This is a genomic window from Frigoribacterium sp. CFBP 13729 (assembly GCF_014841875.1).
In the GTDB taxonomy this organism is placed as follows: Bacteria; Actinomycetota; Actinomycetes; order Actinomycetales; family Microbacteriaceae; genus Frigoribacterium.
In genome coordinates this window covers 26,235-48,230 of record NZ_JACYUR010000003.1, presented here as the reverse complement: position 1 = coordinate 48,230, position 21,996 = coordinate 26,235, and the positions used below count along the sequence as shown (strand labels likewise).

The window sequence follows — 21,996 nt, the reverse complement described above, 5'->3', positions numbered from 1 at the left end:
GCACCGCGCCTCCTCGGCTCCCGCTTTCCCCACCTACCCCTTCGGAGGAACCTGTGGCACAGGACGTGCTCACCGACCTGAACAAGGTCCGCAACATCGGCATCATGGCGCACATCGATGCTGGCAAGACGACGACGACCGAGCGCATCCTGTACTACACCGGCATCACCCACAAGATCGGTGAGGTCCACGACGGTGCGGCCACGATGGACTGGATGGCGCAGGAGCAGGAGCGCGGCATCACGATCACGTCCGCCGCGACGACGTGCTTCTGGAACAAGAACCAGATCAACATCATCGACACCCCCGGCCACGTCGACTTCACGGTCGAGGTCGAGCGCTCGCTCCGCGTCCTCGACGGCGCGGTCGCCGTGTTCGACGGCAAGGAGGGCGTCGAGCCCCAGTCCGAGACCGTCTGGCGTCAGGCCGACAAGTACGACGTGCCCCGCATCTGCTTCGTCAACAAGATGGACAAGCTCGGCGCCGACTTCTACTTCACGGTCGACACGATCATCAACCGCCTGGGTGCCAAGCCCCTCGTCATGCAGCTCCCGATCGGTGCGGAGTCCTCGTTCGAGGGCGTCGTCGACCTGGTCGAGATGCGCGCGCTGACGTGGCGCGGCGACTCCAAGGGAGACGTCGAGCTGGGTGCGAAGTACGAGATCGAGGAGATCCCGGACGACCTCAAGGAGAAGGCCGCGGAGTACCGCGCCAAGCTCCTCGAGACGGTCGCCGAGTCGGACGACGTGCTGCTCGAGAAGTACTTCGGCGGCGAAGAGCTCACGATCGACGAGATCAAGGGCGCTGTCCGCAAGATGACGGTCAACAGCGAGCTCTACCCGATCTTCTGCGGCTCCGCGTTCAAGAACCGCGGCGTCCAGCCGATGCTCGACGCGGTCATCGACTACCTCCCCTCGCCGCTCGACGTGCCTCCCATGGAGGGCCACGACGTCCGTGACGCCGAGAAGATCATCATCCGCAAGCCCGAGTCGAGCGAGCCGTTCTCGGCCCTCGCCTTCAAGGTCGCGGTGCACCCCTTCTTCGGTCGCCTCACCTACGTCCGCGTGTACTCCGGCTCGATCGAGTCGGGTGCCCAGGTCATCAACTCGACCAAGGACAAGAAGGAGCGCATCGGCAAGATCTTCCAGATGCACTCCAACAAGGAGAACCCGGTCGACAGCGTCACCGCCGGCCACATCTACGCGGTCATCGGCCTGAAGTTCACCACCACCGGTGACACGCTGTGCGACCCGTCCGAGCAGATCGTGCTCGAGTCGATGACGTTCCCCGAGCCCGTCATCGAGGTCGCCATCGAGCCGAAGACGAAGGCCGACCAGGAGAAGCTCTCGCTGGCCATCCAGAAGCTCGCCGAGGAGGACCCGACGTTCCGCGTCGAGCTCAACGCCGAGACCGGCCAGACGGTCATCAAGGGCATGGGCGAGCTCCACCTCGACATCCTCGTCGACCGCATGAAGCGCGAGTTCAACGTCGAGGCGAACGTCGGCAAGCCGCAGGTGGCCTACCGCGAGACGCTCAAGAAGGGCATCGAGCGCTACGACTACACCCACAAGAAGCAGACCGGTGGGTCGGGTCAGTTCGCCAAGGTCCAGATCGCGCTCGAGCCCTTCGAGGTCACGGCGGAGTCGACCTACGAGTTCGTCAACAAGGTCACCGGCGGCCGCGTCCCGCGGGAGTACATCCCCTCGGTGGACGCCGGCATCCAGGACGCCATGCAGGTCGGAGTCCTCGCGGGCTACCCGACGGTGGGCGTCCGGGCGCTGCTCCTCGACGGTGCGGCGCACGACGTCGACTCGTCGGAGATGGCCTTCAAGATCGCTGGGTCGATCGCCTACAAAGAGGCGGCTCGCAAGGCCCAGCCCGTTCTCCTCGAGCCGCTCATGGCGGTCGAGGTGCGTACGCCCGAGGAGTACATGGGCGACGTCATCGGCGACCTCAGCTCGCGACGCGGGCAGATCTCGTCGATGGAAGACGCCAGTGGTGTGAAGGTCGTTCGGGCCAGCGTGCCGCTGTCGGAGATGTTCGGCTACGTCGGAGACCTGCGGTCGAAGACCTCGGGTCGTGCCGTCTACTCGATGACGTTCGAGTCGTACCAGGAAGTCCCCTCGGCCGTCGCCGAGGAGATCATCCAGAAGAACAAGGGCGAATAGTCCCGAATCTCGCGGCCGTTCCTCGACCGCGTAACATGTACACACACCAATCCGCAGTGTCCGGTAGGCCGGGTCATCGACCCGGCCCCCGGCCCCACTGCAACCGAGTCCTGAGGAGGACCCACAGTGGCTAAGGCCAAGTTCGAGCGGACCAAGCCGCACGTCAACATCGGAACGATCGGTCACGTCGACCACGGCAAGACCACGCTCACCGCGGCGATCACCAAGGTGCTGCACGACAAGTACCCGACCCTCAACGAGGCGTCGGCCTTCGACCAGATCGACAACGCGCCCGAAGAGAAGCAGCGCGGCATCACGATCAACATCTCGCACGTCGAGTACCAGACGGAGAAGCGTCACTACGCTCACGTCGACGCTCCCGGTCACGCCGACTACATCAAGAACATGATCACCGGCGCCGCTCAGATGGACGGCGCGATCCTCGTGGTCGCCGCCACCGACGGCCCGATGCCCCAGACGCGTGAGCACGTCCTGCTCGCCCGCCAGGTCGGCGTGCCCTACATCGTCGTGGCCCTCAACAAGTCCGACATGGTCGACGACGAGGAGATCCTCGAGCTCGTCGAGATCGAGGTGCGCGAGCTCCTCTCCAGCCAGGACTTCGACGGCGACAACGCCCCCGTCGTGCAGGTCTCCGCTCTCAAGGCCCTCGAGGGCGACGAGAAGTGGGCCGCCACGGTCGCCGACCTGATGGACCAGGTCGACGAGAACGTCCCCGAGCCCGTCCGTGCCACGGACCAGCCCTTCCTCATGCCCGTCGAGGACGTCTTCACGATCACCGGTCGTGGAACCGTCATCACCGGTCGTGTCGAGCGCGGCATCCTGAAGCCGAACGACGAGGTCGAGATCGTCGGCATCAAGGAGAAGTCGTCCAAGACGACCGTCACCGCCATCGAGATGTTCCGCAAGACCCTCGACGACGCGCGCGCCGGTGAGAACGTCGGACTCCTCCTCCGCGGCACCAAGCGCGAGGACGTCGAGCGCGGCCAGGTCGTGGTCAAGCCCGGCTCGATCACGCCCCACACCGAGTTCGAGGCGAACGTCTACATCCTCTCGAAGGACGAGGGCGGCCGTCACAACCCGTTCTACGCGAACTACCGCCCGCAGTTCTACTTCCGCACCACCGACGTCACGGGTGTCATCACGCTGCCCGAGGGCACCGAGATGGTCATGCCCGGCGACACGACTGAGATCACCGTCCAGCTGATCCAGCCCATCGCCATGGAAGAGGGCCTGCGCTTCGCCATCCGCGAGGGTGGCCGCACGGTCGGCGCCGGCACGGTCGTCAAGATCCTCAAGTAGCACCTGCCGCACCAGCACCACCCGAACACCCGAGAGGGGTCGGGCCCGAGAGGGCCCGGCCCCTCTCGTCGTGCGCCGGGGGCACGAAGGGGGTGCGTCGATCGCCCTTTCGCGGCAGAGTGGTGGCGAGCCGGAGATGCCGGCCCAGAGGAGGCGCACCATGGCAGGCTTCGACGACATCACCAAGAAGGCCCAGGAGTTCCTGAAGGACGGCAAGGTCCAGGACGCCCTGAAGAGCGAGAAGGCCGAGGGCGTCAGCGACACGATCCTCGACGCCGTCGCCGGCGCCGCCGACAAGGCCACCGGGGGCAAGTACAGCGACAAGATCGCTCAGGCGAAAGAGCAGGCCGACAAGAAGATCGGCGACCAGTAGCCCAGGTCCTCCCGACGCCCCGTCCTCTCCAGGGCGGGGCGTCTCCTGTGCCGGGGCCGACCACGCGGCCTGCCTCGGTGGTTCGATCGACTGATGCCGCGCCTCCGCAGGACGAACTCGAGCTCCCCGGGCCTCACGCGCGTCCGGAGCGGGGCGGGCTTCACCTACCGTGACGCGGACGGCGCCACCGTCACCGACCCCGAGCTCCGTGAGCGGTGCGAGCACCTGGGCATCCCCCCTGCCTGGACGGACGTCTGGATCGCCCCCTACGCGAACGGGCACATCCAGGCGACGGGCGTCGACGGCGCCGGGCGGCGCCAGTACATCTACCACCCGACCTGGCGTGAGCAGAAGGACCGCCTAAAATTCGACCGCGCCCTCGCCCTGGCCGAGTCCCTCCCCGCGGCGCGACGTCTCGTGACACGCGACCTGCGCCTCGATGAGCCGGTACGTGACCGCGCCCTCGCGGCGGCCTTCCGCATGCTCGACACCGGCTCCCTGCGGGTCGGGTCGGAGCGGTACGCCGAGCAGCACGGCAGCCACGGCCTCAGCACCTTGTTGTGCGCGCACGCGAAGGTGTCGGGCGACGTCGTCTCGCTCGCCTTCCCGGGCAAGAGCGGCCAGGACTGGGACTCCGAGATCCGAGACCACGACCTCGCGACGGTCGTGCGCAGCTGCAAGCAGCGCGGCGGACGGGCTCGCCTGCTCGCCTGGCGTCCCGAGGCAGGCTCTCCTTGGCGACCGCTGCACGCCTCCGAGATCAACGAGTACGTGAAGCTCCGCGCTGGGGACGACTTCACGGCCAAGGACTTCCGCACCCTTCACGGCACCGTCGCCGCCGCGGTCAGCCTCGCGAGGACGGGCCCGCAGGCGGGAGCGGGCCGGAGGAAGGCTGCCGTGTCGCAGGCCATGCGCGACGCGGCCGACGTGCTCGGCAACACCCCGTCCGTCGCCCGCTCGTCGTACGTCGACCCCCGTCTCGTGGACGCCTACCTGCACGGCGAGACCATCGACCCCGGCCGCCTGGGGTCGGCGGAGACCGAGGTGCGGTCGCTGCTCTTCCGCTGACCCGGCGACGAGGAGGCGCCCCGCCGCCCCACGGGCGGTCGCGAGCGGGTGGCCCCATGACGTACCGTAGAGGGTTGCGTCCGTTCGAGTCGGGCGCTCGAGAGGACCAACTGCAGTGACTGACGAGTGCATCCACGGTTTCGAGCGAGAGCTGTGCGACATCTGCGCACCGCGCAAGCGGGAGCCCCTGCTCGACGCTGACGGGCAGGCACGGACGCTGGTCACCAAGCGCCGCGCGCCGTCGCGCAAGCCCGAGTCGCTGCGCAGCACGCCGGCCCTCGCCCGGGACTCCGCCGCCGTGGCGGTCGCTGCGCAGTCCGCCGCTCGCGTCGCGCCCGCGTTCGAGGCGCAGCGCGTCTACCACTGGACCCACGTGAGCAACCTGCCCGCCGTGTTCGCCGCGGGCGAGCTCGTCCCCGCCGCCGAGGCGGCCCCCGTCCTCGACGTGAGCTCCGAGGCGACACGCGCCCTCCGCGCCGGCGTGACGACCGCCTCCGGCTCCGCCGTGGCCGCGCACGTGCCCTTCTCCCTCTCGCCGCACGCCTCCGCGTGGGAGGTCCTCCGCTCGGGTGCCGAGGGCTACGAGTGGTCCGACGCCGCCCGCAGCGCGAAGGCGACCGACTTCGTGATGCTCGTCGTGCCCGTGACCGCGCTGGAGGACGACTTCGTCGTCACCGAGCGCGACGCCGCTGTGCAGGGGGTCCGCTCGGCGGCCGGCGTCGACGCCGCCTCCTCGATGGTGCGCCGCTTCTCGCTCGCCGACCCCGACCTGCTCGAGCCCGAGGTGCTCGTCCCGCACGCCGTCCCGCTCGACTCCGTCATGCTGATCGGCGTCCCGAACGACAAGATGCGCGACCGGGTCAAGCAGCTGCTGGTCGAGGCCGGGGGTGCGGCCCCTCGCGTGGCGGTCTACCCGCCGTGGTTCCGCCCCGCCGAGACGGCCTGACGACGGCCTGAGGAAGACCCGAGGGGGCCCGTCCGGCCCCCTCGACAGCGTGGCCGACATCCACGACACGCCCGGGTTGCAGCTTGTGCCCAGGTGTGGCAAAATCGTCTAGTTCAACATTCCGAGCTCGCCGTGCGCGAGTGCCGGATCACTGCCAGGCAGTGCACAGACGCAAGACGTCTGGGCCGCGGGTAGCAGGACACATCTCACACAGGAACACCGCCAGGGCCGAGCTCTGCGCGACGGTGGACACGATGATGACCTCCCCGAGGTCCTCTCGCGCGGAACCCGTCGGGCGGCCGCCCGCATCGTTCCCGAGATGGCTTGACACCAGAACAGCGGTACGCGAGGGCGACAGCCCTCGGAGATCGTGTAGAGCCAGATGTTCGCCCAGCGAACAGCGTCAGGCGGCCCCCGAGGTGCGCGACGTCCGAACGAGAGAGAGTCACACATGGCGGGACAGAAGATCCGCATCCGGCTGAAGTCGTACGACCACGAGGTCATCGACACCTCCGCGCGAAAGATCGTCGACACGGTCACCCGCGCGGGCGCCACGGTGGTCGGCCCCGTGCCGCTGCCGACCGAGAAGAACGTGGTCGTCGTGATCCGTTCGCCCCACAAGTACAAGGACTCGCGCGAGCACTTCGAGAAGCGCACGCACAAGCGCCTCATCGACATCGTCGACCCGACGCCCAAGGCAGTCGACTCGCTCATGCGCCTCGACCTCCCGGCCGACGTCAACATCGAGATCAAGCTCTAGGGGAGGCGACCATGACCATCAGCAGCACCAAGAACGTCAAGGGCCTCCTGGGCAAGAAGCTCGGCATGACCCAGGTCTGGGACGAGAACAACAAGCTCGTCCCCGTCACCGTCGTGGAGATCGCTCCCAACGTCGTGACCCAGATCCGCTCGCTCGAGAAGGACGGCTACAGCGCCGTCCAGATCGCCGCCGGCCCCATCGACCCCCGCAAGTCGAACAAGCCCGCCACGGGCCACTTCGACGCCGCGGGCGTCACGCCCCGCCGCCACCTCACCGAGGTCCGCACCGCCGACGCTGCCGAGTACGCACTCGGCCAGGAGCTCACGGCCGCGACCTTCGAGGCCGGCCAGAAGGTCGACGTCGTCGGCACCTCCAAGGGCAAGGGCTTCGCCGGTGTCATGAAGCGTCACAACTTCAAGGGCGTCAGCGCCTCGCACGGTGCGCACCGCAACCACCGCAAGCCCGGCTCGATCGGTGCTTCGTCGACCCCCAGCCGTGTCTTCAAGGGCATGCGCATGGCCGGTCGCATGGGTGGGGACCGCGTCACCATCCTCAACCTCACGGTGCACGCCGTCGACGCCGAGAAGGGTCTGCTGCTCGTCAAGGGCGCCGTCCCCGGCGCTCGTGGCCGCATCGTCTTCGTCCGCACCGCCGTGAAGGGGAAGTAGCTCATGGCCACCATCAACGCAACGGCCACCTCGGTGGACGTCCTCGACGCCAAGGGCGTGAAGACCAGCACGGTCGAGCTGCCCGGCGAGATCTTCGACGTCGTCACGAACGTGCCGCTCATCCACCAGGTCGTCGTCGCCCAGCAGGCCGCCGCTCGCCAGGGCACGCACAAGACCAAGCGTCGCGGCGAGGTCTCCGGTGCCGGCCGCAAGCCGTTCAAGCAGAAGGGCACCGGCCGCGCTCGTCAGGGCTCGATCCGTGCTCCCCAGATGACCGGCGGTGGCATCGTCCACGGTCCGCAGCCGCGTGACTACTCGCAGCGCACCCCCAAGAAGATGATCGCCGCCGCTCTGCTCGGCGCTCTGTCCGACCGTGCCCGCGGTGCTCGCGTGCACGTCGTCGAGAGCTTCGTCGCCGACACGGTGTCGACCAAGGTCGCACTCGAGCTGCTCTCGACGATCTCGTCGAGCAAGCACGTCCTGGTCGTCATCGACCGCGACGACGCGCTCACCCGCAAGAGCGTCAACAACGTGCCCACGGTCCACGTGATCACGTTCGACCAGCTCAACGCCTACGACGTCCTCGTCAGCGACGACATCGTCTTCACGAAGAGCGCCTTCGACGGCTTCGTCGCCTCGAAGAGCAAGAAGGAGGCCACCGCATGAGCGGCTACGGCAAGGACCCCCGCGACGTCATCATCGCGCCCGTCGTCTCCGAGAAGAGCTACTCCCTGATCGATCAGGGCAAGTACACCTTCATCGTCGACCCGCGGTCGAACAAGACCGAGATCAAGCTCGCGATCGAGAAGATCTTCGACGTCAAGGTCGACAGCATCAACACGTTGAACCGCGTCGGCAAGACCCGTCGCACCCGCTTCGGCACCGGCAAGCGCAAGGACACCAAGCGCGCCATCGTGACGCTCAAGTCGGGCTCCATCGACATCTTCACGGCTGTCGGCTAGGGCCCGGAGGGAAAACAAAATGGCTATTCGTAAGTACAAGCCCACGACTCCTGGTCGTCGCGGTTCGTCGGTCGCCGACTTCGCGGAGATCACGCGTTCCACCCCGGAGAAGTCGCTGCTCCGTCCGCTCTCCAAGAGCGGTGGCCGCAACAACGCCGGTCGGATCACGACGCGTCACATCGGTGGTGGCCACAAGCGCCAGTACCGCGTGATCGACTTCCGTCGCAACGACAAGGACGGCGTCAACGCCAAGGTCGCTCACATCGAGTACGACCCCAACCGCACGGCGCGCATCGCGCTCCTGCACTTCGTCGACGGCTCGAAGCGCTACATCATCGCGCCGAACAAGCTGTCGCAGGGCGACATCGTCGAGTCGGGTCCCGGCGCCGACATCAAGCCCGGCAACAACCTGCCGCTCAAGAACATCCCGGTCGGAACCATCATCCACGCGATCGAGCTCAAGCCCGGCGGCGGCGCGAAGATGGCCCGCTCGGCTGGTGCCTCGGTGCGTCTCGTCGCCAAGGACGGCCCCTACGCGCAGCTCCGCCTGCCGTCGGGCGAGGTCCGCAACGTCGACGCACGCTGCCGCGCCACCATCGGCGAGGTCGGCAACGCCGAGCAGTCGAACATCAACTGGGGCAAGGCCGGCCGCATGCGCTGGAAGGGCGTCCGCCCGACCGTCCGTGGTGTCGCCATGAACCCCGTCGACCACCCGCACGGTGGTGGTGAGGGCAAGACCTCCGGTGGACGCCACCCGGTCAGCCCGTGGGGCCAGAAAGAGGGCCGCACGCGCCACCCCAACAAGGAGAGCGACAAGCTCATCGTCCGCCGTCGTAACGCTGGCAAGAAGCGTAAGTAGGAGTTGTAGAAGATGCCACGCAGTCTTAAGAAGGGCCCCTTCGTCGATGACCACCTGCTTCGCAAGGTCGTCACGCAGAACGAGGCCAACACCAAGAACGTCATCAAGACCTGGTCGCGCCGTTCGATGATCGTCCCCAACATGCTGGGACACACCATCGCCGTGCACGACGGGCGCAAGCACATCCCCGTGTTCGTGACCGAGAGCATGATCGGCCACAAGCTCGGCGAGTTCGCGCCCACCCGCACCTTCCGCGGCCACGTGAAGGACGACAAGAAGGGTCGTCGCCGCTAACGCGGCGACGTAAGGAGGAGAGAAATGGTGGAGTCGATCGCACGCGTGCGTCACATCCGCGTCACCCCCATGAAGGCCCGTCGCGTCGTCAACCTGATCCGCGGCAAGCAGGCCCTCGAGGCCCTGGCCATCCTGAAGTTCGCGCCCCAGGGCGCCAGCGAGCCCGTCTACAAGCTCGTCGCGTCGGCCATGGCCAACGCGCGTGTCAAGGCGGACAAGGACAACAGCTACCTGGACGAGCAGGACCTCTACGTGAGCCGTGCATTCGTCGACCAGGGCGCGACCCTCAAGCGGTTCCAGCCGCGTGCCCAGGGGCGTGCCTTCCAGATCCTGAAGCGCACCAGCCACATCACGATCGTCCTCGCGACGCCGGATGAGGTCGAGGCTGCCGCTGCTACGAAGAAGGCGAGCAAGTAATGGGCCAGAAAGTCAACCCGTACGGCTTCCGTCTGGGCATCACCACCGACCACGTGTCGCGGTGGTTCACCGACAGCACCAAGGCCGGTCAGCGCTACAGCGACTACGTCGCCGAGGACATCAAGATCCGCACGCTGCTCAAGACCTCGCTCGACCGCGCCGGCGTGGCCAAGATCGAGATCGAGCGCACCCGTGACCGCGTCCGCGTCGACATCCACACGGCCCGTCCGGGCATCGTGATCGGGCGTCGTGGCGCCGAGGCCGAGCGCATCCGCGGCGACCTCGAGAAGCTCACGAGCAAGCAGATCCAGCTGAACATCCTCGAGGTCAAGAACCCCGAGGCCGAGGCTCAGCTCGTCGCGCAGGGCATCGCCGAGCAGCTCGCTGCTCGTGTGGCGTTCCGGCGTGCGATGCGCAAGGGCCTCCAGGGCGCCCAGCGCGCCGGCGCCAAGGGCGTCCGGATCCAGGTCTCGGGTCGCCTCGGCGGCGCCGAGATGAGCCGCTCGGAGTTCTACCGCGAGGGCCGTGTGCCCCTGCACACCCTCCGCGCCAACATCGACTACGGCTTCTACGAGGCCAAGACCACCTTCGGTCGCATCGGTGTCAAGGTCTGGATCTACAAGGGCGACATCACCAACAAGGAGCTCGCGCGCGAGCAGGCGAACCAGAAGTCGTCTCGCCCCGAGCGCCGCAACGACCGTGACGGTGCACGTCGCGGGGGCAGCGACCGCGCCCCCCGCGAGCAGAAGGCACCCGCCACCACAGGAGCTGAGGCGTAACCATGCTTATCCCCCGTCGTGTCAAGCACCGCAAGCAGCACCACCCCGGCCGTAGCGGCCAGGCCACTGGTGGCACCAAGGTCAGCTTCGGTGAGTACGGCATCCAGGCACTCACGCCCGCCTACGTGACCAACCGTCAGATCGAGTCCGCTCGTATCGCCATGACGCGTCACATCAAGCGTGGCGGCAAGGTCTGGATCAACATCTACCCCGACCGTCCCCTCACGAAGAAGCCCGCCGAGACCCGCATGGGTTCCGGCAAGGGCTCGCCCGAGTGGTGGGTCGCCAACGTCAAGCCGGGTCGCGTGCTCTTCGAGCTCAGCGGCGTCAGCGAGGAGATCGCCAAGGAGGCGCTCACTCGTGCAATCCACAAGCTGCCCCTCAAGGCACGCATCATCAAGCGCGAGGAGGGCGACGCATAATGGCGATCGGTTCCAAGGAGCTCCGTCCTGTCGAGCTCGACACTTTCGAAGACGAGCGTCTCGTCGACGAGCTGAAGAAGGCCAAGGAAGAGCTGTTCAACCTGCGCTTCCAGTCGGCCACCGGCCAGCTCGAGAACCACGGCCGCGTGCGCGCCGTGAAGCGCGACATCGCTCGCATCTACACGGTCCTGCGTGAGCGCGAGCTCGGCATCCGTGCCACCCCCGCCCCGGTCGAGGCCGCCCCCAAGGCGACCAAGAAGTCGACCAAGAAGGCTGCCGCCGCCGACGAGGCGCCCGCCGCCGACACCGTCGAGACTGCCGAGGAGAAGTAATGGCCACCGAGAACAAGACCGAGGTCGACTCGGCAGCCGTCGAGGTCCGCGGCTACCGCAAGACCCGTCGCGGCTACGTGACCAGCGACAAGATGGACAAGACCATCGTCGTCGAGGTCGAGGACCGCGTGAAGCACCCCCTGTACGGCAAGGTCATCCGCCGCACCTCCAAGGTGAAGGTCCACGACGAGGCCAACGCGGCCGGCGTCGGCGACCTCGTCGTGATCAGCGAGACCCGTCCGCTCAGCGCCACCAAGCGCTGGCGCCTGGTCGAGATCCTCGAGAGGGCGAAGTAGGCCTCGCGGTCTGCTCGCGTAGAAGGAGACAGAAGTGATTCAGCAGGAATCCCGCCTCAAGATCGCCGACAACACCGGCGCCAAGGAGATCCTCACCATCCGCGTCCTCGGTGGCTCCGGCCGTCGTTACGCCGGACTCGGTGACGTGATCGTGGCGACCGTCAAGGACGCGATCCCCGGCGGCAACGTCAAGAAGGGTGACGTCGTCAAGGCCGTCATCGTTCGCACCAAGAAGGAGGTCCGTCGTCCGGACGGCTCCTACATCAAGTTCGACGAGAACGCCGCAGTGATCCTGAAGGCCGATGGCGACCCCCGTGGCACGCGCATCTTCGGACCGGTCGGTCGCGAGCTTCGCGACAAGAAGTTCATGAAGATCATCTCGCTGGCGCCGGAGGTTATCTAAGTCATGGCAAACATCAAGAAGGGTGACCTCGTGCAGGTCATCACCGGGGCGACCCAGGCCCGCGGCGGCGACCGCGGCAAGCAGGGCAAGGTCCTCGAGGTCCTCGTCGAGCGCAACCGCGTCGTGGTCGAGGGCGTCAACCTCGTCACGAAGCACGTGCGCGTCGGCCAGACGCAGCGCGGCACCAAGACCGGTGGCATCGAGACGCACGAGGCCCCCCTCCACGTCTCGAACGTCGCAATCGTCGACCCCAAGACCAAGAAGCCGACCCGCGTCGGCTTCCGCGAAGAGACGGTCACGAAGAACGGCGTCACCAAGACCGTCCGCGTCCGCTACGCCAAGGCGTCGGGAGAGAACCTCTGATGACTGACACCACCACGAGCACGCCGGCCGCGCTGCCCCGCCTCAAGGCGAAGTACCGCGCCGAGATCCTGCCGCAGCTGAAGAGCGACTTCGGTTTCACGAACGTCCACCAGGTCCCCGGCCTGGTCAAGATCGTCGTGAACACCGGTGTCGGCGAGGCAGCTCGCGACAGCAAGATCATGGACGGCGCCATCAAGGACCTGACCGCCATCACGGGTCAGAAGCCGCAGGTCACCAAGGCACGCAAGTCGATCGCGCAGTTCAAGCTGCGTGAGGGCCAGGCCATCGGCGCTCACGTCACGCTGCGTGGCGACCGTGCCTGGGAGTTCCTGGACCGACTGCTCTCGCTGGCGCTGCCGCGCATCCGCGACTTCCGTGGTCTCAGCGACCGCCAGTTCGACGGCAACGGCAACTACACCTTCGGCCTCAACGAGCAGAGCATGTTCCACGAGATCGACCAGGACCGCATCGACCGTGTCCGTGGCTTCGACATCACCGTCGTCACCACGGCCCGGAACGACGACGAGGGCCGGGCTCTGCTCAAGGCTCTCGGCTTCCCGTTCCGCACGGCCGACCAGGCCAACTAAGATCGTCCGGTCGGCAACTCCACATCGGAGTTGCCGACCGTTCCCCTGAGGTCACGGAGAATCGCTCCGTGACCGCCCGATCATCGAGGTCGGCACCCGGTGTACCGGATGTCGAAACCGGATGAGGAAGAGATCAACCGCATGACGATGACAGATCCGGTCGCAGACCTGCTGACCAGACTGCGCAACGCGAACTCGGCTCACCACGAGACCGTCTCGCTCCCCAGCAGCAAGCTCAAGTCCCACATCGCTGAGATCCTCAAGCGTGAGGGCTTCATCGAGTCGTGGAAGGTCGAGGACGCCCGTGTGGGCCAGACCCTCACCATCGACCTCAAGTACGGCCCCGACCGCCAGCGCTCCATCGTGGGCATCAAGCGCGTCTCGAAGCCCGGTCTCCGGGTGTACGCGAAGTCGACCGAGATCCCCCAGGTCTTCGGTGGCCTCGGCGTGGCGATCCTGTCCACCTCCTCCGGTCTGCTGACCGACCGTGAGGCCGAGAAGAAGGGCGTAGGCGGAGAAGTCCTCGCCTACGTGTGGTAACCCGCCATGTCTCGAATCGGAAGACTCCCCATCTCGATCCCTGCCGGGGTCGACGTGAAGATCGACGGCCAGGCCGTCTCGGTCAAGGGCCCGAAGGGCGAGCTCGCGCTCGTCGTCAAGAGCCCCATCGAAGCCAAGCTCGAAGAGGGCACCGTCGTCGTGACGCGTCCCGACGACGAGCGTGAGTCGCGTGCCCTGCACGGCCTGACCCGTACCCTCATCGCCAACCAGATCATCGGCGTGACCCAGGGCTACACCAAGGGCCTCGAGGTCGTCGGCACCGGTTACCGCGTGCAGGCGAAGGGCTCGAACGTCGAGTTCGCGCTCGGCTACTCGCACCCCATCACCGTCGAGCCGCCCGCGGGCATCAGCTTCACGGTCGAGGGCAACAACAAGCTCACGGTCGTCGGCATCGACAAGCAGGCCGTCGGCGAAGTCGCCGCCAACATCCGCAAGCTGCGCAAGCCCGAGCCCTACAAGGGCAAGGGTGTCCGCTACGCCGGCGAGGTCGTCCGCCGCAAGGCCGGAAAGTCAGGTAAGTAATCATGGGTCTCGGTACACGAGGAAAGTCCAAGTCGGCAGCCACCAAGCGCCGTCACACCCGCCTGCGCAAGAAGGTCGTGGGCACCGAAGAGCGCCCCCGTCTCGTCGTCACCCGCTCGGCCCGTCACGTCTTCGTGCAGGTCGTCGACGACAGCAAGGGCTTCACCGTCGCCAGCGCCTCGACCCTCGAGGCCGACATGCGCACGTTCGACGGTGACAAGACCGCTAAGTCCCGCAAGGTCGGCGCGCTCGTCGCCGAGCGTGCGAAGGCCGCGGGCATCGAGGCCGTCGTGTTCGATCGCGGCGGCAACAAGTACGCCGGACGCGTCGCGGCCATCGCCGAAGGCGCCCGAGAGGCTGGTTTGAACCTGTGAGCGACGCTACGAACACCACTCCCCCCGAGGCCCCGGCCGAGGCGACGACGGAGGCCGCCAAGGCTCCCGCCGAGGCCGTCGTCGAGCGCCCCGTCGAGACGGCTGCCGGCTCGGAGTCCAACAACCGCGAAGGCGGTCGCACCGACCGTCGCGGCGGTCAGGGCCGCGGAGACCGCAACGCCGGTGGCCGTGGCCGCGGCGACCGTGACGACAAGAGCCAGTTCCTGGAGCGCGTCGTCACCATCAACCGCGTGTCCAAGGTCGTCAAGGGCGGTCGTCGCTTCAGCTTCACGGCGCTCGTCGTCGTCGGTGACGGCAACGGACTCGTCGGCGTCGGCTACGGCAAGGCCCGCGAGGTCCCGACCGCCATCAGCAAGGGCGTCGAGGAGGCGAAGAAGAACTTCTTCCGCGTCCCCCGCATCGGCAACACCATCCCGCACCCCGTGCAGGGCGAGGCTGCTGCCGGCGTCGTGATGCTGCGTCCGGCCTCGGCCGGTACCGGTGTCATCGCCGGTGGTCCCGTCCGCGCCGTGCTCGAGTGCGCCGGCATCCACGACGTGCTCAGCAAGTCGCTCGGCTCGTCCAACACGATCAACATCGTGCACGCGACCGTCACTGCGCTGAAGCTCCTCGAGGAGCCTCGTGCCGTCGCGGCCCGTCGTGGCCTCGACATCGACCAGGTGATGCCGGCGTTCCTGCAGCGTGCAGAGGACGCAGCGCGCACCGCCGCGACCGAGAAGGCAGGTGCCTGATGGCCGCCAACCTCAAGGTGACCCAGATCAAGTCCGTAATCAGCGAGAAGCAGAACCAGCGTGACACGCTGCGGAGCCTGGGCCTCAAGCGGATCGGCCACTCGGTCGTTCGCGAGGACACCAAGCAGAACCGTGGCTACGTCAACGTGGTCGCTCACCTCGTGAAGGTCGAGGAGATTGACTAATGGCTGACGAGAAGAAGGAGCCGGCCGCGAAGGCCGCTCCCAAGAAGGCCGCCGCCCCCAAGGCGACGACCACCAAGGCTGCTGCCCCCAAGGCCGCCGCCAAGAAGCCGGCTGCCGACAAGGCCGCCGCGTCGACGGCGTCCAGCACGACGTCGGCCCCGGCCGGCTCGTCGGACGTCGCGCGTCCGCAGGTGCTCAAGGTGCACCACCTCCGCCCGGCTCCCGGTGCCAAGAAGGCGAAGACCCGCGTCGGACGCGGTGAGGGCTCGAAGGGCAAGACGGCCGGACGTGGCACCAAGGGCCAGAAGGCCCGGTACCAGGTCAAGGTCGGCTTCGAGGGCGGCCAGATGCCGCTGCACATGCGTACTCCGAAGCTGCGCGGGTTCAAGAACCCGTTCCGCGTCGAGTACCAGGTCGTGAACCTCGAGAAGCTCGGCGAGCTCTACCCCCAGGGAGGCGACGTCACCATCGTCGACCTGGTCGCCAAGGGCGCCGTCCGCAAGAACGAGAAGGTCAAGGTCCTGGGTCAGGGCGACCTCAGCGTCGCGCTGACCGTCGCGGTCGACAAGGTCTCCGGCTCTGCCGAAGAGAAGATCGTCGCCGCAGGCGGATCCGTCACCAAGTAATGCCCTGAGGGGGTGGTCCGTCAGGGCCACCCCCTTCAGTCGTCTATCCTTCACACCGGGAGGCCCACCATGTTCAGAGCTGTCGCGCGCATCATGCGCACGCCCGACCTTCGCCGCAAGATCGGGTTCACGCTCGGCATCATCGCGCTCTTCCGGCTGGGGTCCTTCATCCCTGCTCCGTTCGTGGACTACCAGAACGTGCAGCTCTGCCTCGCCGGCAGCCAGGGCACGTCGGGCCTCTACGAGCTCGTGAACCTCTTCAGCGGCGGCGCACTGCTGCAGCTGTCCGTGTTCGCGCTGGGCATCATGCCCTACATCACGTCGTCGATCATCGTGCAGCTGCTGCGCGTGGTCATCCCGCACTTCGACACCCTCTACAAGGAGGGCCAGTCCGGCCAGGCCAAGCTGACCCAGTACACGCGGTACCTCACCATCGCGCTGGGCATCCTGCAGTCGACCACCCTCATCACCGTCGCCCGCTCCGGCACGCTCTTCGCAGGCTCCGGCGCCGCGGAGTGCCAGCAGCTCATCACGAACGACGCCTGGTACGCCGTGCTCCTCATGGTCATCACCATGACCGCCGGCACCGGCCTCATCATGTGGATGGGCGAGCTCATCACCGAGCGCGGCATCGGCAACGGCATGTCGCTCCTCATCTTCACGTCGATCGCGGCCCGCTTCCCCACGGCCCTCTGGAGCATCGCCCAGGCCCGCGGCTTCGAGATCTTCCTCATGGTCATCGCGGTCGGACTGGTCATCATGGCCGCCGTCGTGTTCGTCGAGCAGTCGCAGCGGCGAGTGCCCGTCCAGTACGCCAAGCGCATGGTCGGCAGGCGGACGTACGGGGGCAACAACACCTACATCCCGATCAAGGTCAACATGGCCGGCGTCGTGCCCGTCATCTTCGCCTCGTCGCTGCTGTACCTGCCTGCCCTCGTCGCCCAGTTCAACCGGCCCACCGACGGCACCGCTCCGGCGGCGTGGGTCTCGTGGGTCGAGGCGAACCTCACCTCGGGCGACAACCCGCTCTACATGGCCGTGTACTTCGCGCTCATCGTCGGGTTCACCTACTTCTACGTCGCGATCACCTTCAACCCCGAAGAGGTCGCTGACAACATGAAGAAGTACGGCGGGTTCATCCCCGGCATCCGTGCCGGCCGTCCGACGGCCGAGTACCTCGACTACGTCCTGACGCGGGTCACCCTGCCCGGCTCGTTGTACCTCGGCATCGTGGCGCTCATCCCGCTGATCGCCCTCGCCACCGTCGGCGCGAACCAGAACTTCCCCTTCGGCGGCGCGAGCATCCTGATCATCGTCGGCGTGGGCCTCGAGACGGTCAAGCAGATCGACTCGCAGCTCCAGCAGCGTCACTACGAGGGGCTCCTCCGATGACCGGTGCACAGTCGGTCCCGGCGCCGCGGCTCCTGATCGTCGGTCCGCCCGGCGCGGGCAAGGGCACCCAGGCCGTGCGCATCGCCGAGTCGTTCGGCATCCCCGCGATCTCGACGGGCGACATCTTCCGGGCCAACGTCGCAGGCGAGACCGATCTCGGCCTCAAGGTCAAGGCGATCCTCGACGCCGGCGACTACGTCCCGGACAGCCTGACCAACGAGCTCATCAGCGACCGCCTGACGGAGGCGGACGCCGAGCAGGGGTTCCTGCTCGACGGCTACCCGCGCACCGTGCAGCAGGTCGAGTTCCTCGACGAGTTCCTCGCCGGTCGCGGCGAGGCCCTCGCGGCCGTGGTGCAGCTCGTCGCCGATCGTGACGAGATCGTCGAGCGCCTGCGCCGACGCGCCCTCGACCAGGGGCGCTCCGACGACACGGAGGAGGCGATCCGCCACCGGCAGGACGTCTACCTCCGCGAGACCGCTCCCCTGATCGAGACGTACCGCGACCGCGGCCTGCTCGTCGAGGTCGACGGCCTCGGCACCATCGACGAAGTAGCCTCGCGCATCGACGACGCTCTCGTGGGCGCCGGCTTCCGGCCCACCGCCTCCGCGTCCTGACCGACGTGGCGTTCCGCAAGCCCGGGATCTACAAGACCCCCGACGAGCTCCGGCTCATGGTGCGCCCGGGCGTCCTGACTGCGGAGGCGCTGGACGCCGTCGCTGCCGTCATCCGACCCGGGGTCACCACCGGTGAGCTCGACGCCGTGGCAGAGCGCGCGATCCGCGAAGGCGGAGGCGTGCCCAACTTCATGCTCGTGCCGGGCTACCGGCACACGATCTGCTCCTCCGTGAACGAGGAGGTCGTCCACGGCATCCCCGGCGATCGCGTCCTGCGGGCAGGTGACATCGTCTCCGTCGACTGCGGCGCCGAGGTCGACGGCTGGAACGGCGACAGTGCTCGCACGTTCGTCCTCGACGACCCGTCGCGCCCCGAGCTCGTGGCCGCGCGGCGGCTCCTCGCCGAGGTCACCGAGGAGGCGCTCTGGCGCGGCATCGCGGCCCTGGCCGTCGCCCGCCATCTCAACGAGGTCGGCGACGCCGTCGAGGACCACGTGGAGTCCCGCGGCGACTTCGGCATCGTCGAGGACTACACGGGCCACGGCATCGGTCGGTCGATGCACGAGGAGCCACCCGTCTTCAACTACCGGATCAAGGGCCGCGGCCCGGCGGTGCGGCCCGGCCTCGTCGTCGCCATCGAGCCCATGGTCACGGGCGGAGGCGGCGACACGGTCACCCAGGACGACGACTGGACCGTGTCCACGGTCGACGGCTCGGACGCCGCGCACTGGGAGCACTCGGTGGCTGTCCACGAAGGCGGAATCTGGGTCACGACGGCCCACGACGGGGGAGCAGCCGGCCTCGCCGCGCTCGGCGTCCGGCCCGTCCCCGTCGCCTGAGGCGTCGTCAGGCCACGTCAGTCGACGAGACGAGACGCGTCGGTGCGTCGTCCGCGCGTGGGGGCGATGGTCGGGCCTGCCTCAGCCCCGCGAGGACCCGACCGAGCAGGTCGCCTCGGCGGCCGTCTGGCCCGTGATCGTCGACGGCAGTGTCGTCGTGACCGGTGCCGGCTCCGTCGGTGCGGTGGTCCCCGCATCGTCGGCGCCGGTCGTTCCGGTGGCCTCGGGCGCGGGCGTCTCGGGCGCAGGTGCGGGCGCGGCCGACTCGTCCACGGTGGAGCCTCGGCCCACCGCCTCATCGCCGAGCGTGAACTTCTGGTCGGCCTGCAGCGCCGCCTCGAGCACTGCGGCATCCGACTCGGCGGGGATCACCCGACCGGCCTGGTCGGGGTCGTCGACCACCGGGTACTGCACGAACACGATGTCTGCCGGGGTCAGGTTCCTCAGCGCGAGCGCGAGCGACACCAGCGTGTCGGGCGAGCTCAGGGACGACGAGAGGGTCATGTTGCCGAGCGCTGCCGAGGCCAGCTTGTAGAGCGTCGTCGGGCTGCCGAGCGTGCCGCCGGAGATGATCGTGCGCATCATCGACGACAGGAACACCTGCTGCGAGCTGATGCGGGCGAGGTCGCTCCCGTCGCCGACGCCGTGGCGCGTCCGGAGGAACTCGAGGGCGTCCTTGCCCTGCAGGGAGTGGGTGCCGGCCGAGAGGTCGAGCCCGGTGTCGGTGTCGCGGATCCGCTGCGTCACGCAGACGTCGACCCCGCCTAGAGCGTTCGACATCTCGATGACGCCGTCGAAGGTGATCATGCCCGCGTAGTAGACGCTCAGCCCCGTCATGCTCTCGACGGCGGCGACCGTGCAGCTGATGCCGCCGTCGCCGTAGAGGGTGTTGAACTGCTGGTACGAGGCGGCCGGATGGGCCGCCCCGTCGTCGCCGGTGCACGCAGGGCGGTCGATCATCAGGTCGCGCGGGAAGCTCACGGCCGTGAGCTGGGTCTGGTCCTCGGACAGGTGCAGGAGGATGTTGACGTCGTTCCGCACCCCGTCGACCACGCCGGCGTCCACCGCGCTGCCGGGATCACGCTGGTCGCTGCCGATCAGGAGGATGTTCGCGCCGCCGGGGATGGCCGAGATCTCCTTCGGGGCGGCCGTCTCGTTGTCCAGGGCGACCGACGTCACCGACGAGGTGAGCTGCTGGGCGGTGATGGCGGCCAAGGAGGCGCCGCTCACGAGCAGCACGGCCAGTGCGCTGGCCACGAGGGTCACCAGGGCCCGGAACGGCCCTCGCCGTCGGAGGCGACCGTGACGGGCGGCGCCTCGGCGGCCGGGCGTGCGTGTCTGCTGGGGCATGCGGAGCTCCTGGTCGGCGTCTCGTCGTCGACTCGGCGTGTCGGGTCGACGGGCGGGTTGCTGAAGTGTAGCGGCATCACCTAGGATCGATCTTTGGTGTTCCCAGGCCACATCTGTGTGCCCGGGGCGCCGACTGCCCGCACGACCAACACCCCCAACTCTGAGCGACTGTGAGTCCATGGCCAAAAAAGACGGTGTCATCGAAATCGAAGGAGCTGTGATCGAAGCTCTGCCCAACGCGATGTTCCGCGTCGAGCTGACCAACGGTCACAAGGTTCTCGCCCACATCTCGGGAAAGATGCGTCAGCACTACATCCGCATCCTCCCCGAAGACCGTGTGATCGTCGAGCTGAGCCCCTACGACCTGACCCGCGGCCGGATCGTCTACCGCTACAAGTAGGGCGTGCTGGAAAGGAACGGCCCCGCGCACCCGTGGGGCACGAAGCCAGCGAGATCAAGGAAACAACGATGAAGGTCAACCCCAGCGTCAAGCCCATCTGCGAGCACTGCAAGGTGATCCGCCGCAAGGGCAACGTCATGGTCATCTGCAAGAGCAACCCGCGTCACAAGCAGCGTCAGGGCTAGTCAGCGGCCACGCTCGACCGCGACAGCGGTCAGCAGCAGCCGGGGCTCCCGAGCCCCACAGCACCACCCCACGAGCAGCACCAGAGCCCGTCGACACGTCGCCCCGCGCGGCGTCCGGCGGGGGACACCCCGGGCGGAGGCCCGGGCACCGGTGCTGCGTCACACCTCCACCACTCTCTGAGGAGAAGCCACCATGGCACGTCTAGCAGGCGTTGACATCCCGCGTGACAAGCGCGTCGAAGTCGCACTGACCTACATCTACGGAGTCGGCCGCACCCGCGCGCTCAAGACTCTCGCCGAGACCGAGATCGACGGCAACATCCGCGTCAAGGACCTCACGGACGACCAGCTCGTCCTGCTCCGCGACCACATCGAGGGCAACTACAAGGTAGAGGGCGACCTCCGCCGTGAGGTCGCCGCCGACATCCGCCGCAAGGTCGAGATCGGCAGCTACGAGGGCATCCGCCACCGCCGCGGCCTGCCTGTGCGCGGCCAGCGCACCAAGACGAACGCGCGTACCCGCAAGGGCCCGAAGCGCACCGTCGCCGGCAAGAAGAAGGCTCGCTAGGCCCCGGCTCCCGCCGTACGCCTCTAGGTTCGTAGGAGATCAAAATGGCAGCACCGAAGTCGGCCGCGCGCAAGCCCCGCCGCAAAGAGAAGAAGAACGTCGCCGTGGGCCAGGCCCACATCAAGAGCACGTTCAACAACACCATCGTGTCGATCACCGATCCCTCGGGTGCCGTGCTGAGCTGGGCTTCGTCCGGCGCCGTCGGCTTCAAGGGCTCGCGCAAGTCGACCCCGTTCGCCGCGCAGCTCGCGGCCGAGTCGGCTGCGCGTCAGGCGCAGGAGCACGGCGTCAAGAAGGTCGACGTCTTCGTCAAGGGCCCGGGCTCGGGTCGCGAGACCGCGATCCGCTCGCTCCAGGCCGCAGGCCTCGAGGTCGGCTCGATCAACGACGTCACCCCGCAGGCGCACAACGGCTGCCGCCCGCCGAAGCGTCGTCGCGTCTAACTGAGTTGCCGCCCGCGTGCCTCCTCCTCCCCTCGTGGGGCGAGGAGGCGCGGCGGGCTCGACCGCGTCACCACCGCCTCCTGCGTCCCTCGCACGGGGCGCCCACAACTCAAGAGACCGACGGGCCAGCCACCCTGTCGTACCGCCGAGAGTCATATAGCGGAC

Annotated in this window: 33 protein-coding genes; 32 read left to right on the top strand and 1 reads right to left on the bottom strand. The window is 67.8% G+C overall.

Annotated features, from left to right (window positions below):
* The first annotated feature begins 53 nt into the window (after positions 1-53).
* The 28 genes from fusA (at position 54) to map (ending at position 18,885) form a co-directional block, all read left to right on the top strand.
* Positions 54-2,168 carry an elongation factor G gene (fusA, locus tag IFT77_RS10655; protein ID WP_192040726.1) on the top strand — a complete coding sequence of 705 codons (2,115 nt, stop codon included), beginning with the start codon at positions 54-56 and terminating at the stop codon, positions 2,166-2,168.
* Positions 2,169-2,294: 126 nt separating this feature from the next.
* Positions 2,295-3,488 carry an elongation factor Tu gene (tuf, locus tag IFT77_RS10650; protein ID WP_192040727.1) on the top strand — a complete coding sequence of 398 codons (1,194 nt, stop codon included), beginning with the start codon at positions 2,295-2,297 and terminating at the stop codon, positions 3,486-3,488.
* 160 nt (positions 3,489-3,648) lie between these two features.
* Positions 3,649-3,861 carry an Rv0909 family putative TA system antitoxin gene (locus IFT77_RS10645; protein ID WP_192040728.1) on the top strand — a complete coding sequence of 71 codons (213 nt, stop codon included), beginning with the start codon at positions 3,649-3,651 and terminating at the stop codon, positions 3,859-3,861.
* A gap of 93 nt (positions 3,862-3,954) precedes the next feature.
* Positions 3,955-4,929 (top strand): DNA topoisomerase IB, encoded by a 975-nt coding sequence (locus tag IFT77_RS10640; RefSeq protein ID WP_192040729.1) that lies wholly within the window; start codon positions 3,955-3,957, stop codon positions 4,927-4,929.
* A gap of 115 nt (positions 4,930-5,044) precedes the next feature.
* The gene (locus IFT77_RS10635; RefSeq protein ID WP_192040730.1) at positions 5,045-5,875 is read left to right on the top strand and encodes a DarT ssDNA thymidine ADP-ribosyltransferase family protein; all 831 of its coding nucleotides are present in this window, start codon (positions 5,045-5,047) and stop codon (positions 5,873-5,875) included.
* A gap of 451 nt (positions 5,876-6,326) precedes the next feature.
* A complete protein-coding gene (rpsJ, locus tag IFT77_RS10630) occupies positions 6,327-6,635 on the top strand; it encodes a 30S ribosomal protein S10 (protein WP_043593369.1) in 309 nt (102 codons plus the stop codon).
* A gap of 17 nt (positions 6,636-6,652) precedes the next feature.
* On the top strand, positions 6,653-7,303 hold the full coding sequence (gene rplC, locus IFT77_RS10625; RefSeq protein ID WP_191330343.1) for a 50S ribosomal protein L3: 651 nt from the start codon (positions 6,653-6,655) through the stop codon (positions 7,301-7,303).
* A gap of 3 nt (positions 7,304-7,306) precedes the next feature.
* Positions 7,307-7,969, top strand: a complete 663-nt coding sequence (gene rplD / locus IFT77_RS10620; RefSeq protein WP_123547686.1) for a 50S ribosomal protein L4 — start codon at positions 7,307-7,309, stop codon at positions 7,967-7,969.
* Entirely contained in the window at positions 7,966-8,265 is a 300-nt protein-coding gene (gene rplW, locus IFT77_RS10615) for a 50S ribosomal protein L23 (protein WP_123547687.1), read from the top strand. The genes rplD and rplW overlap by 4 nt, the downstream gene beginning before the upstream one ends.
* A 19-nt stretch (positions 8,266-8,284) precedes the next feature.
* Entirely contained in the window at positions 8,285-9,124 is an 840-nt protein-coding gene (gene rplB / locus IFT77_RS10610) for a 50S ribosomal protein L2 (RefSeq protein ID WP_123547688.1), read from the top strand.
* Positions 9,125-9,136: 12 nt separating this feature from the next.
* Complete coding sequence (gene rpsS, locus IFT77_RS10605; RefSeq protein ID WP_123547689.1) at positions 9,137-9,418, top strand: 30S ribosomal protein S19; 282 nt, start codon at positions 9,137-9,139, stop codon at positions 9,416-9,418.
* A gap of 24 nt (positions 9,419-9,442) precedes the next feature.
* Complete coding sequence (rplV, locus tag IFT77_RS10600; protein WP_123547690.1) at positions 9,443-9,835, top strand: 50S ribosomal protein L22; 393 nt, start codon at positions 9,443-9,445, stop codon at positions 9,833-9,835.
* Positions 9,835-10,614 (top strand): 30S ribosomal protein S3, encoded by a 780-nt coding sequence (rpsC, locus tag IFT77_RS10595; RefSeq protein ID WP_123547691.1) that lies wholly within the window; start codon positions 9,835-9,837, stop codon positions 10,612-10,614. Before rplV ends, rpsC begins: the two co-directional genes overlap by 1 nt.
* A gap of 2 nt (positions 10,615-10,616) precedes the next feature.
* Positions 10,617-11,036: a 50S ribosomal protein L16 gene (gene rplP, locus IFT77_RS10590; RefSeq protein ID WP_043593355.1), complete on the top strand. Its 420-nt coding sequence runs from the start codon at positions 10,617-10,619 to the stop codon at positions 11,034-11,036.
* Positions 11,036-11,368, top strand: coding sequence for a 50S ribosomal protein L29 (gene rpmC, locus IFT77_RS10585; protein WP_123547692.1), 333 nt, complete (start codon positions 11,036-11,038; stop codon positions 11,366-11,368). Before rplP ends, rpmC begins: the two co-directional genes overlap by 1 nt.
* On the top strand, positions 11,368-11,664 hold the full coding sequence (gene rpsQ, locus IFT77_RS10580) for a 30S ribosomal protein S17 (protein ID WP_133738229.1): 297 nt from the start codon (positions 11,368-11,370) through the stop codon (positions 11,662-11,664). Before rpmC ends, rpsQ begins: the two co-directional genes overlap by 1 nt.
* 34 nt (positions 11,665-11,698) lie before the next feature.
* Complete coding sequence (gene rplN / locus IFT77_RS10575; RefSeq protein ID WP_043593350.1) at positions 11,699-12,067, top strand: 50S ribosomal protein L14; 369 nt, start codon at positions 11,699-11,701, stop codon at positions 12,065-12,067.
* A 3-nt stretch (positions 12,068-12,070) separates the two neighbouring features.
* Positions 12,071-12,430 (top strand): 50S ribosomal protein L24, encoded by a 360-nt coding sequence (gene rplX, locus IFT77_RS10570; protein ID WP_133738230.1) that lies wholly within the window; start codon positions 12,071-12,073, stop codon positions 12,428-12,430.
* Positions 12,430-13,017, top strand: coding sequence for a 50S ribosomal protein L5 (gene rplE / locus IFT77_RS10565; RefSeq protein WP_123547695.1), 588 nt, complete (start codon positions 12,430-12,432; stop codon positions 13,015-13,017). Before rplX ends, rplE begins: the two co-directional genes overlap by 1 nt.
* Before the next feature lie 141 nt (positions 13,018-13,158).
* A complete protein-coding gene (gene rpsH, locus IFT77_RS10560) occupies positions 13,159-13,557 on the top strand; it encodes a 30S ribosomal protein S8 (RefSeq protein WP_123547696.1) in 399 nt (132 codons plus the stop codon).
* 6 nt (positions 13,558-13,563) lie between these two features.
* On the top strand, positions 13,564-14,100 hold the full coding sequence (rplF, locus tag IFT77_RS10555) for a 50S ribosomal protein L6 (RefSeq protein WP_123547697.1): 537 nt from the start codon (positions 13,564-13,566) through the stop codon (positions 14,098-14,100).
* A 2-nt stretch (positions 14,101-14,102) separates the two neighbouring features.
* Positions 14,103-14,474: a 50S ribosomal protein L18 gene (gene rplR, locus IFT77_RS10550; protein ID WP_123355181.1), complete on the top strand. Its 372-nt coding sequence runs from the start codon at positions 14,103-14,105 to the stop codon at positions 14,472-14,474.
* Positions 14,471-15,226, top strand: a complete 756-nt coding sequence (gene rpsE / locus IFT77_RS10545; protein ID WP_123547698.1) for a 30S ribosomal protein S5 — start codon at positions 14,471-14,473, stop codon at positions 15,224-15,226. Before rplR ends, rpsE begins: the two co-directional genes overlap by 4 nt.
* Positions 15,226-15,411 carry a 50S ribosomal protein L30 gene (gene rpmD, locus IFT77_RS10540; protein WP_123547699.1) on the top strand — a complete coding sequence of 62 codons (186 nt, stop codon included), beginning with the start codon at positions 15,226-15,228 and terminating at the stop codon, positions 15,409-15,411. The genes rpsE and rpmD overlap by 1 nt, the downstream gene beginning before the upstream one ends.
* A complete protein-coding gene (gene rplO / locus IFT77_RS10535) occupies positions 15,411-16,037 on the top strand; it encodes a 50S ribosomal protein L15 (RefSeq protein ID WP_123547700.1) in 627 nt (208 codons plus the stop codon). Before rpmD ends, rplO begins: the two co-directional genes overlap by 1 nt.
* A 69-nt stretch (positions 16,038-16,106) precedes the next feature.
* Positions 16,107-17,429, top strand: a complete 1,323-nt coding sequence (gene secY / locus IFT77_RS10530) for a preprotein translocase subunit SecY (protein WP_123547701.1) — start codon at positions 16,107-16,109, stop codon at positions 17,427-17,429.
* Positions 17,426-18,046, top strand: a complete 621-nt coding sequence (locus IFT77_RS10525; protein WP_192040731.1) for an adenylate kinase — start codon at positions 17,426-17,428, stop codon at positions 18,044-18,046. The genes secY and IFT77_RS10525 overlap by 4 nt, the downstream gene beginning before the upstream one ends.
* A gap of 5 nt (positions 18,047-18,051) precedes the next feature.
* On the top strand, positions 18,052-18,885 hold the full coding sequence (map, locus tag IFT77_RS10520; RefSeq protein ID WP_192169969.1) for a type I methionyl aminopeptidase: 834 nt from the start codon (positions 18,052-18,054) through the stop codon (positions 18,883-18,885).
* A gap of 81 nt (positions 18,886-18,966) precedes the next feature.
* Here map and IFT77_RS10515 read toward each other — a convergent pair whose 3' ends face one another.
* A complete protein-coding gene (locus IFT77_RS10515; RefSeq protein ID WP_192040733.1) occupies positions 18,967-20,235 on the bottom strand; it encodes an LCP family protein in 1,269 nt (422 codons plus the stop codon).
* A 178-nt stretch (positions 20,236-20,413) separates the two neighbouring features.
* Here IFT77_RS10515 and infA point away from each other — a divergent pair, with 178 nt between their 5' ends.
* From infA to rpsK, 4 genes are all read left to right on the top strand, one after another.
* Entirely contained in the window at positions 20,414-20,635 is a 222-nt protein-coding gene (infA, locus tag IFT77_RS10510; protein ID WP_055857193.1) for a translation initiation factor IF-1, read from the top strand.
* A gap of 68 nt (positions 20,636-20,703) precedes the next feature.
* On the top strand, positions 20,704-20,820 hold the full coding sequence (rpmJ, locus tag IFT77_RS10505; RefSeq protein ID WP_043593327.1) for a 50S ribosomal protein L36: 117 nt from the start codon (positions 20,704-20,706) through the stop codon (positions 20,818-20,820).
* A gap of 193 nt (positions 20,821-21,013) precedes the next feature.
* Positions 21,014-21,388, top strand: coding sequence for a 30S ribosomal protein S13 (gene rpsM / locus IFT77_RS10500; RefSeq protein ID WP_192169968.1), 375 nt, complete (start codon positions 21,014-21,016; stop codon positions 21,386-21,388).
* A 44-nt stretch (positions 21,389-21,432) separates the two neighbouring features.
* Positions 21,433-21,831, top strand: coding sequence for a 30S ribosomal protein S11 (rpsK, locus tag IFT77_RS10495; protein ID WP_055799944.1), 399 nt, complete (start codon positions 21,433-21,435; stop codon positions 21,829-21,831).
* Positions 21,832-21,996: the final 165 nt, after the last annotated feature.